Origin of the sequence: Streptococcus gallolyticus subsp. gallolyticus DSM 16831, from assembly GCF_002000985.1 — a bacterium.
Taxonomy (GTDB): Bacteria; Bacillota; Bacilli; order Lactobacillales; family Streptococcaceae; genus Streptococcus; species Streptococcus gallolyticus.
This window is the reverse complement of the sequence record NZ_CP018822.1, coordinates 296,379-307,641: the sequence shown is the minus strand read 5'-3', so window position 1 is coordinate 307,641 and position 11,263 is coordinate 296,379. Positions and strand designations below refer to the sequence as shown.

Here is an 11,263-nt window from a genome sequence, read left to right as displayed (position 1 = left end):
CACTTTTGATGATGAATTCCTTTTTTAGAAAGGTAAGCAATGAAGACTTCAAAAAAAATTACGTCTATCAATCAACGTGCCACCATAGCTATGTTCCTGACTTTTACGGGAGGTTTTATTGATAGTTATGCTTATAGTAATTTCAATCATACATTGCCACTCACACAGTCAGGAAATATGGTTTTGCTGACAAGTGATTTCATTTTAAAAGATTGGTCTGGAGTTTCTATTAAACTTTCCACGTTGCTCGGTTTCATTTTAGGAATTACTGTTTCAAGATATCTTGCCCAAAAAGTTCAACTTATTTTCTTGGAATTTTATTTACTATTTCTATTTTTAGCATCTATCATATGTAGCTATTTTTTGATTGATAGAGTTAGCGACCCGCTTGCACTATTTCCTTTGTCATTTGGTTTAGCTTTAACCGTCGTTAGTTTTGATAAAGTTGATGGACAACCTTATAATGATGCATTTACAACAGGAAATATTAAAAAGATGGTGTTATATTGGTCAGATTTTATACTCACTAAAGATGATAACAAAAAGGGATTAGCATTATTATTTACAAAAGTTGTTTTCTCTTTTGTAATAGGTGCACTTACTTCACAATATTTTCAAAAATTAATGCTACGTCATGCTTTACTTTTAGCATTACTACCAATTATGTTTTTAATAATATACGTATGTGATACTATTAAACACTCTTAAATTGGTAAGTCCAAGTGATTAAGAGCGTTTAAGTTGCTATATCTTCTCATTATCAATATTAAGCTACAAGCATTTTTAGCTAAGATACTCGGGGTTAAGGAGAAGTGAAAGATGAAAAAATTTACTTTAACAGAGGATGGGATAAATCAGGGTTCTGGCTTCTCTTCCCCTCCTCGTAAAATAAGTTTATGGGGAGTTTTCAATCCCAAGTGTTAACAATTCTTATAACTTGACTACTGCAAAGTTTTCCAGAACAATAGAGTCATGGAATGAACTCATGGTTGTTTCTTTCACCTCCTGTTGCCTAGTCTTCATAAAAAGTCTAGAATCATATCTTAGTGAACGAATATATTCATAATTTTGGTAAAAACCTCCTTTAATCTTTATTAATATAAAGAAAAAACGAGTATCTCTTGATATACTCCCCCCTTATAGTGGACAGTGAAAAACAAAAATTCACTAGAAACTATAAGGGGAGTTTTCGTATGTCTAAACGTAGTCCAAAATCAGTAGAAGAAAAATTACAATGTGTACAGTCTTATCTTAATCATGAAGACTCAATAAGCCAATTGGCAAATAGGTATCAAGTGGGTAAATCTACTGTTATGAGATGGATTAGAAAGTATCAGAACGAGGGAGTAGGGAGTAGGTGGCTTAGTAGAAAGTAGGACATGGCGAAATTATCCTGAAGCTCTAAAAATACAGGCTGTTGAAGATTATCTTCCACAGAAAATTTCCCTACCAGATATTTGTAATAAATATCAAATTTCAAGTGATTCAGTTCTCAGAAAGTGGATAAAACGCTATACTAGTGATAAAGAACTAACAACCACTAGTAAAGGATTAAGTAAGATGAAACAAGGGCGTAAAACAAGCTTTGAAGAACGCAATCGTTACCTTGAAATGGAGGTTAAACTCCTAAAAAAGTTAGAAGAAATCAAGAGACAAAACCGTCATCGAGATTGGGGAGAAAGCTAGACGATTACCAAACAATCCACGACTTACACCAAGAAGAGCCTGAGTTCTCCATTCAAGCTCTCTGCCAGCTTCTAAACGTTTCTCGTAGCCCGGCGGGCTACTACAAATCCGAAACGAAGTCTGAGGAGACGAATAAGAAGCTAATGGAGCAACTCCTATCTTTTACATCAGATTTTTAACGGTATTCTTGGTTATCGTCGTATGACGATCTTTTCTCAATCGTTTCAATCAGACTCATTACAATCCGAAGCGGTTTCATCGCTTGATGAGAATATTAGGGATCTCATCTGTTATTCGCAGAAAACGTCATTGATGTACAAGAACAAGCTATGTCAATATTGAAAATAACATCTTAAATCGAGACTTTACAGCTGAAGCTCCCAATCAGAAATGGTGTACAGATGTGACCTTCCTACAATATGGAGACGGAAAAAAGACTTATTTGAGCGCTATAAAAGACCTATACATGGCTCTATTGTCGCGTCACTATAATGACGGAAACCCTGAGAAAGGCCTTAAAAGCTAATCCAGAAGCACATCCTTTGATTCATAGCGATAGAGGAAGTCAATACACCTTTAAAAGAGTATCGTCATGTCACAACACAGGCCAATATGACACGTTTTATGTCTCGTGTAGGGAAATGCATTGATAATACGCCGATTGAATCATTCTATGGTCACTTTAAAACAGAGGCTTATGACTACCATTTCTTTCCGACTTACGAAAGTTTGGCGGAAGCAGTAGATAACTACTTTTATAACTCTGAGCGATATCAGAGTACAAAAAAACAACCTGACTCCTTTAGAATTCAGGAATCAGGCTGCTTAAAATCTTTTATTATTTCATTATCCACTTGACAGGGAGCTGTTCATCTACAGATTTGCTCGTTTTCTTTGATTGAAAATAATTTACCTCAGAATAAATACTTAGAAACAGAAATGACATTATACTAAGGTAATTACTTAAGATAAACCTTAATTAGTCAATAAGGACTTAATAATTTTTAAATTAACCATGAATTTTACATTTTTCTTATTTTATAATAAATCATGCCAGAGATAATAGCTACAATAAGAAAAACACCTAAAATAGTTAATGTCAAGTCACCTTTATCTCCAGTTGCTGGAAGTAGAGATGACTGTTTCGGTTTATTTTTTTGATTGCTTGATGGCGAATTTGGTTTATCTGATTTAGGAGTCGTTGGTGTGGTTGGCGTATGTGTATTCGTAACATTCATACCATCAACTACTGAAGTATAGCCACCAACAGTATCTTCACTTACTGTATAAGTAACTTCCTTACCATTTTGATATTTAGCAATATCTTTAAAGCTGTAAGTCCAGTTAGTATCAGCTGTCGCTGTCGTAGTTAAGCCCGTATCAACACCATTGGCTAAAAGGTGAAGCGTGATGGATTGTGGTCGAATACCATCTTGGTCATTATTATCATCCCATGTTTTCTGACCAGTTAGGGTGATTGTTTCTGGAACGTGGTTATTTGTTACGTTCATACCGTCCACTTCAGCTTTATAGCCTTCTGGAATGTTCACTTCTTTGACAGAATAACTAACTTCCTTACTATCTTTATAACGGTCAAGATTTTCAAAACTATACTGCCAGGCAGTTGCTTCACTGGCTGTTGCGGTTTGACCCGTTGCTTCACCATTGGCTAAAAGCTCAACTGTAATGTTCTCTGGACGAATACCGTCTTGGTTGTTATTGTCATTCCAAACTTTTTGCCCTGACAAATTAATCTTTTCAGGTGTATGAGTATTCGTAATGGTATATTGACCGTCATCATCTTTTTCAATTTTGGTTTCATAAGCGGTCACTGCAACTTCTTTCACCGTATAAGTAATTTCTTTTCCATTCTCGTATTTAGGCAAAGCTTTAGATGTAAATGCCCAGTTACTTGCTTCACTAACTTCAATTTCATCAACAACCTCTTCACCTTTCAAGATTTGAACTTTGACAGTTGTTGTTCGCTTACCATCTTGGTTATCGTTATCATCCCATTTCTTTTGTCCTGAGATGATGATTGTTTCTGGGTCATGACTATTCGTGATAGTTTGCCCCTCAACTGACGCAGTATAACCTTCTGGAGTATCTACTTCTTGCACAGAGTAAGCAATTTCTTGTCCTTTTTCAAATTGTGGGAGATTTGTAAAGGAAGCTTCCCATGTGTTGTCATTCGTTTGATTATCGGCTGTTAAAGTTAAGGTTTTGCCAGCTATTGGTGTCGGTTTTGCCTCGCCAACAGATTTATATAATTGAACTGTAATAGCACTTGGACGCTTACCATCTTGGTTATTATTATCTTTCCAAACTTTTGTTACCTTATATTCAATAGCTTTTGGAATATACTTATTTGTAATGGTGAAATCATTAATGATGGTCTCATATTCTTCAACTGCTTCTTCAGTAACGGTGTATTTAATTTCTTTACCGTCTTTATATTTTGGCAAATTAGTAAAGGAAGCTGTCCATGTGCCATCAGCTGCAGCAACTACTTTTTGACTATTTATCTTCTCACCATCAGCTAAAAGATTGACCGTAATTGAAGTTGGACGCTTACCATCTTGGTTATCGTTGTCGTCCCAATTTTTTGTTGCTTTCACATCAACCGTTTCAGGAGTATAAGAATTAGTTATATTATAACCATTAATACTTGTACTGTAACTATCAACAGCATCTTCATTTACTGTATAAGTAATCACTTGACCATTTTCATACTGTGGTAAATTGCCAAAATGATAAGCCCAATTAGTGGCTGCTGATACTTTTTGACTATCTACTTTTTTACCATTGGCTAAAAGGTTAATCGTGATACTATCTGGACGTTTACCGTCTTGGTTATCATTATCACTCCATGTCTTAGTTCCAGAAATAGAGGTTGTTGCTGGGGTATAAGAATTGGTAATATTGTAACCATTAATAGTTGTCGTATAATCTGAGACTGGGTCTTCCGTTACTGTATAGACAACCTCTTTGCCATCTTTGTATTTAGCTAAATCGGTAAAGTTGTAAGCCCAGTTGTTATTAGCAGTGACAGTTTGACTATCTACTTTTTCACCATCAGCTAAAAGGTTAATCGTGATACTATCTGGGCGTTTACCGTCTTGGTTGTTATTATCACTCCATGTCTTAGTTCCGGAAATTTCTACTTTTCCTGGTGAATAAGTATTTGTAATAGTATAGCCATTTTCAGTATCTCCTGAAATGTTGGAAGTATAACCATCTACACTAATTTCTTTCACTGTATAGGCAATTTCTTTGCCATCATCATCTATTTTTGCTAAATTTTCAAATTGGGCCGTCCAATTATTCTCATTGTTCAATGTCATAGTTTGACCATCAACTACTTGACCATTAGCATAAAGTTGAACAGTTATATCTTCTGGGCGTTTACCATCTTGGTTATTGTTATCATTCCACTGTTTTGTCACAGGAATAGACAATTTTTCCTTGCTATTCTTGATTGTACGAATAATACCGTTTTCTCCTAAACTTACTTCAATTGGGGTCTGATCTAAAACATATCCTTTTGGTGCCTTTATTTCTACAATTGTAAATTTTCCTTTTTTAGCTTCCTCAGCTGAATAAACTTTAGATTGTGCTACACCGTCTTTTTCAATTTTGACAGTTTCTTTGTCACCACTTGGAGATGTAATTTCAAATTCTGCCCCATTCAGCAAATTACCTGTTTCTGCGTCTTGTTTATATAGCGTAATACGATAACCAGTTTCTAACTGAATAGTCCCACCTGTTGTTATTTTTGTAGAACGTGTCACACGATTAATCGTTGTTGTTCTATCTGTACGCGTTGTTATTTCTTGCTCTCCACCAGTCATTGATAATTCATTTACAACATCTGTTCCGTTTGCTGGAGAGGTTGTCGAATAAGAAATTGAATATGTTGCTGGCTTTCCATTTGTTGCTAAGCGAGTAGCAGTGTTTAGGATTTTTAAATTAAAACTAGTATAGGCGCTATTATATTCAATGGTATAGTCTTCACCTTTTTTCATCAACTGTATATCAGTTAGCTCAAGACTAGTATTATAATAGCCTGCATAAATCTTTAGCTTTTCAGGAATATATTGCATAGGTGCCGAATCGCTTGGAATAGCATCTTTAAGACTAATAGAATCATAAGTGGATTGGTTAGTGTTTACACGTAGATACCAATTATGAATATATTCTCCACTCTTATTTAAAATCTCCGAACTCCAAGATTCTTTTTTCATAACACCACCAATTTTGGCAAAATTTTCCTTACCAATTGTATCTGTATAATCTGACGTTCCTCGTTCTGTTACAGAAATGGTATGTGTTATTTCTTTGGTTGTTTGGTTCGTTGAATATGTCAGTGTTTCGCTTTTGGTGACCTTCGTGATTTTAAAGTCAGTATAAAAGGTTCCTTTGACACCTTGAACTTGACTTCCACCTTTTTTAGCAAGATAATCTTTTAAATTTTTCAGAGTAACATTAACCGTTCCTCCTTTGCTGTCTCCACTTGACGTAACAACAGCTGTTCCCATAGCTACGCCTGTTTCTTTGTCTTCCAAATCAAAACTAGTATTTTCAACTGTAATTGGAGCTGGAACAGTAAATATAAAATAATCCCCGTCATTCAGCTTTCCATCATATTTAGATAAATCAAAAGTAGTTTCATACCGATAACTATTATCTTTAACTAAATTATAAGTCCCTGAGCTGTTTGGTTGAAGTGTTTGTCCATTGTTAACATCCCATAATGAAATATCTGTAATAACATTGGTTAATTCATTCCCACTAGCAGCATGAACAATCTGTCCTGTTGTCGTTGTCAATACTCCCATAAACACAATTATGGGAGTAAGTAACAATAGGAAATAATCTCTAATTTTTCTCATATCAAAAACTCCATTTTTTACTATTAGGTATTTAAATATACCGTTACCATTCTACTAGAAAAATCAAGTAGTTTCAAGGGGTTAACGTAACTTTTATGTCTATTATTCAATCCACCATATTTTCTCATTATACCTTGTATTTCTATTTGTAATGTTATTTTGATATAATACTACCATTATAATAAAAAGAGTTTTTAGTATTAATGGGTTTCAGTACAGTCTTCCTAGTTGTTTGTTCCAAAAAGAACAATCTTCACTATGGCTATTTTATAGTGGTAAAACTAAATTTAATGAGAATAGTGGAATATTCTACAAGGAGAAAACTTTTATTTCTGTAAATAATTGTGACTCTGTTTGATTCAGGAGATATATATGACATTTAAAATAGGCATCATAGAAGATGATTCAGATTTAGCAGCTATTGTAAAAGAGTATCTTGTCAGGTACGATTTTGAGGTGTGTATTTGTAAAGATTTCAAGACGATAGACCTCTTTGTTGAAGACTATAATCCTAACTTAATTTTACTGGATATCAATATTCCATACTATGATGGTTTTTATTGGTGCAATGAAATTAGAAAAATAACGAATGTCCCTATTATATTTACGTCTGCAAGAGCGGAAGATGCGGATCAAATCAGAGCTATTGTGAGTGGTGGGGATGATTATGTAATAAAACCATTTTCACATGAGTTATTGCTTGCAAAAATCAATTCTCAACTTCGAAGAGCTTATGGTGAATATGCCCGCAGTGAAACAGAAATTGATTGCGGAGATTGTACCTTTAACAAGCACAGATTTACAATAAAGTGCAAAAATAATCAAATTGATTTGTCCAAAAATGAGGCGATATTGATAGAGCTTCTGTTCAATCATCACCCGAATATCATTACTCGTGAAAAATTATTATCAGAAATTTGGGATAATGAACTCTTTGTAGAAGAGAATACGCTGAATGAGACTATCAGTAGAGTAAAAGATAGTCTTATAAAAATAGGTAAAAATACTATACTATTGACAACTACCTACGAGGGAATTTTAGTAGAGAAAATAGCTAGTATACAGGAGGGGATTCTGTGTTGTGAGATGAAAGGGAAATATGGATGGACTGGTGTCGCAACAAAATCCTTTTACAAGAGATGAATCATAATATTAGCAGGACACACGGGGGTTATCAGAGGATAGCATGATTAACTGCATATGGTTTAGGCTACAATATTACCAGTATCTTTCTCTTAAAGATAGGGAGAATATCAATATTGTAAAAAAAGGTGATAAAATTTTATCCATGTAAAGTTCACATTATAATACTTCTGGCAGATATATGCTAGGCTTGATTATGCAAGAATGATTTACCATTCCTGACTTTTGATGGAGTAAAGCAAGAAACAAACCCAATAAAAAGATGCAGAATCAAATCGACTCTGCATCATACATAGGTTAGATATAAAAAGTACGGTTGGCTTAAATCTCTGTTTTAGGCTTTTCCTGTGCCGCATGGCCGAGAATGCAGAAGCCAATTCCTTCGACTTCCTCCGTGATACCTGCTTTCGCTAGGATGGCTTTGCCTTCGTCTGTAGCGAACACTTCCTTTCCGCGATGAACCCAACGGCTGTCAATGCCCAGACTCCAAGCAGCATTCAGCATATTTCCGATTACGAGGCTGCCGTCATAGGTGGCAGTAGGTCCTTTCTTGACAACGACTGCAACCAGATCTTTTGCGCCATGGAAAGGGGCGTCCGGAAACTTAGCAGCCATCTCAGGATTCATTTTTAACAGCATAGCTCTTGCGACTTTGGCATTTAGAGCAGCTAGTTCCGCGACCGTCTCGTCATCCTGAACAGCTAGAAGTAATGCTCCCTGTGAATTCATACCGGAAGGTGCGTTTAATCCTGCGACGATGATTTCGTCAAGCACTTCGCGGGAAATGTGTTCCGGTTTGAAGGCCTGGCAACTTTTACGACTTGTGAGGGTTTTAATGGTTTCGTTCATGTGGACATCTCCTTTTCTATGTTTGAATGTATTGTTATCTGAGGACACCTTGCATTGGCGATGACATCAACCTACCGTTCGGTATTGTCATCCATCCATAATTGAATTTTCAGGGGTAACCTCCCTTCATTATTTTTCATATTTCTCAAAATAACCTTTGTCACGAAAAGCAAACTCTTTACTTTTTACTCGAGTGGAGATGGCAAAAGGTACTAGAATGAGAAAAACGGCGATTCCAACAAAAATACCGATTCCGCCTAGGATTTGAAGTAAACTGGCACCATTTGTCACTAGCCATTTTAGTGCTGAAGTTGCCAATGGAATCAGAATGAACCAAGAAGTCATCAAACCGGGAGCGTAGATTGTCTTTTTCCCTTTATCTTGATAACGAGCCTGCATTTTAATTCCACTGAGGGTATGATTAACGGTTTCACCAAGTGCGAAGAATACAATCAGAACCATAGCACTCGTTTCAATTTTCTGTACGTAGAATGTCACTAACATCAGTACAATCGTTGCGCCAAGATTTGTGACCATGTTTGTACAGCGATTTTGAGGATAAACCATCGGCTCTTTCGATTTAAACCCTAAATTGTTCATATAATAAAATCCGGCAGGAAATGTATTTTCTTCAAAAATATGTAAAGTCACCGCAATCGTCAGCATGCAGGCAAGTTTTCGAGTTAGTTCCCATGTATCCCAGTTCCAGATGAGACAGCAGGTCATCAGGATTCCCAGGAAGTATACAAGATACAGCCAGATCTGATCACACCATTTACTGAAAAAATTTTTATACATTATTCCACCCAGACGATACGACTATCGTCTTTTTTCTTTCTTTAGTGAAGGAAACTGAACCATCACCGAAACCTAGGAGAGCGTCTAGTTTTTCTTGTTCAGTTTTTCTGTCACAGCCACTTCTTACAAAATGTTGTGTTTTTAAATTTGTCAGTGCTATATTTGCCACTTACTTTACCTCTGTTCTTTTAGACTGGGGGGAGTCATCTTACCGCGATTTGCCCATGTGGCTGCAGCCATGGCTTCTAGTTCTTTTCTGGACTTGGCATGATTTTGCGTGCTGAAACCGAAGGTCAACTCTTTGTCACCTGCTTTTAATCCGTCCATGACACTATCTGCATATACGTTCAGATCAGCACCGATATTTGCGTGAACGCCAGCGCCACCAAGGTTTGTATTTACTGGAGGGGGGATAACTTCAACAACATCAATGCCACACTCTGCTACATGCTGACGCAGACAGAAGGTGAAGTTATGCATCCCAGCCTTTGTTGCTGTGTAGATTGGAACATAAGGTGCTGGAAGGAAGGCGAGTCCGCTAGTGACATTGATAATCGTTGCATTTTCTTTTCCTTTGAGTACGGGAACAAACAGCGTGCACAGATGAATCGGCGCTTCCATGTTTGTGGCAATTTCTTTGGCACAGCTGCTCCAGTCGACATCCTGTGTCAAATCTCTTTGAACCTGCAGACCTGCATTGTTTACGATGACATTGATTTCAGGAAATTCTTTTGTAACTTCCTCGAACAGCGCAATTCGTTGCGCTTCTACGGAAATGTCACATTGCTTGATATGAAGTTCTGGGAGCTTTTTTTTGGCGGCTTCCAATTTATCCATGCTTCGTCCACAGATGATCACCTCATTTCCTTCCTTGATAAATCTTTCCGCAAGAGCATATCCAATGCCAGACGCCCCGCCAGTGATGAGTACAGTATTTTCTTTGATGTTCATAATATAAGTACCTCCTTTATATTTGAAGCCTACTCACTTGAAATCGTGCGACAGATGTCGTACAATTACAGTATAGCTTTTTAGCATGGGAATCATCAAGCAACAATATCAGACAAGTGTCGCATGATAAGAGTAGATGACAAGGAGAAACGATGAAAAAGCAGCCGAAGATTACAGATGCCACAAGGGAAGTATTTATTACTACATGCTTCCAACTGGCAGAAGTTAAGAACATTTACAGTATTACGATTCGGGAAATTACAGATTTGGCAGGATATAACCGTACAACTTTTTACCGTTATTTCCAAGATATCTTTGCATTAATCGAATACGCAGAGGATGAATTCATCAACGATCTATTGGATTCTATTTTGCCGTTGTTGGGGGAGAGCAATGCACTAAATGATGACTTCTTTCGTATTTATTTATCTAAATTCAGGGAATATAAGGATCGGCTTCATGTTCTTTTAAGTGATCAAAACCGAGCTCATTTTATTCGAAGAATTCAGGAAAAAACGCTACACCGGATGAACAGTACGATTGCAGATACGCCTAAGAATAAGATAGTCATGAATATTTATCTGACAGGGATTTTTTCGGCATTGGCAGCACAGGTAAAAAATCCGAAAAGTATCAGTGACGAAGAACTTTTAGGAATTACTCGGAGGCTGTTTACTTTGTGGTACTGGCCAGAGGTAACTGGGGAGGGGAAGGAAGACAGTACTCTAAACAAGAAGTAGAAATCACTTTGCCCTGAAAATGAAGATTGTAGAACTGCCGCATATTCAGAGATTAGAGCGTTGGACCAAGCAATTAAAGCTAGAAGAGAAAGAGGTACCCCAGTAAGTGAATCATCTATTTTTGAAAATGCCGCATTAACGAAATAAATTTTTGTGAAAAAATAACCAGTAATCTCGCGATTGCTGGTTATTTTATAAGCTCTG

The 11,263-nt window shown here is 36.5% G+C and carries 7 protein-coding genes and 1 pseudogene; 4 read left to right on the top strand and 4 right to left on the bottom strand.

Annotated elements, in window-relative coordinates; all coding sequences use genetic code 11:
• The first annotated feature begins 39 nt into the window (after window positions 1-39).
• Together BTR42_RS01775 and BTR42_RS01770 are read left to right on the top strand one after the other, a co-directional pair.
• The gene (locus tag BTR42_RS01775; RefSeq protein ID WP_077496132.1) at window positions 40-708 is read left to right on the top strand and encodes a YoaK family protein; all 669 of its coding nucleotides are present in this window, start codon (window positions 40-42) and stop codon (window positions 706-708) included.
• A gap of 485 nt (window positions 709-1,193) precedes the next feature.
• Window positions 1,194-2,515, top strand: a pseudogene (locus tag BTR42_RS01770) (IS3 family transposase).
• Window positions 2,516-2,708: 193 nt separating this feature from the next.
• Here the strand turns inward: BTR42_RS01770 and BTR42_RS12950 are convergent.
• Window positions 2,709-6,578 (bottom strand): Cna B-type domain-containing protein, encoded by a 3,870-nt coding sequence (locus tag BTR42_RS12950; protein WP_077496130.1) that lies wholly within the window; start codon window positions 6,576-6,578, stop codon window positions 2,709-2,711.
• A gap of 372 nt (window positions 6,579-6,950) precedes the next feature.
• Between BTR42_RS12950 and BTR42_RS01760 the strand changes: the two genes are divergently transcribed.
• Window positions 6,951-7,721 carry a response regulator transcription factor gene (locus BTR42_RS01760; protein WP_077496128.1) on the top strand — a complete coding sequence of 257 codons (771 nt, stop codon included), beginning with the start codon at window positions 6,951-6,953 and terminating at the stop codon, window positions 7,719-7,721.
• Between the two features lie 321 nt (window positions 7,722-8,042).
• Here BTR42_RS01760 and BTR42_RS01755 read toward each other — a convergent pair whose 3' ends face one another.
• The 3 genes from BTR42_RS01755 to BTR42_RS01745 all read right to left on the bottom strand — a co-directional run bounded on the left by BTR42_RS01755 (window position 8,043) and on the right by BTR42_RS01745 (window position 10,319).
• A complete protein-coding gene (locus BTR42_RS01755; protein WP_077496126.1) occupies window positions 8,043-8,570 on the bottom strand; it encodes a nitroreductase family protein in 528 nt (175 codons plus the stop codon).
• Between the two features lie 129 nt (window positions 8,571-8,699).
• The gene (locus tag BTR42_RS01750; protein WP_077496124.1) at window positions 8,700-9,368 is read right to left on the bottom strand and encodes an HXXEE domain-containing protein; all 669 of its coding nucleotides are present in this window, start codon (window positions 9,366-9,368) and stop codon (window positions 8,700-8,702) included.
• Window positions 9,369-9,542: 174 nt separating this feature from the next.
• On the bottom strand, window positions 9,543-10,319 hold the full coding sequence (locus BTR42_RS01745; protein ID WP_077496122.1) for an SDR family oxidoreductase: 777 nt from the start codon (window positions 10,317-10,319) through the stop codon (window positions 9,543-9,545).
• A gap of 152 nt (window positions 10,320-10,471) precedes the next feature.
• Between BTR42_RS01745 and BTR42_RS01740 the strand changes: the two genes are divergently transcribed.
• The gene (locus BTR42_RS01740) at window positions 10,472-11,059 is read left to right on the top strand and encodes a TetR/AcrR family transcriptional regulator (protein WP_077496120.1); all 588 of its coding nucleotides are present in this window, start codon (window positions 10,472-10,474) and stop codon (window positions 11,057-11,059) included.
• Window positions 11,060-11,263: the final 204 nt, after the last annotated feature.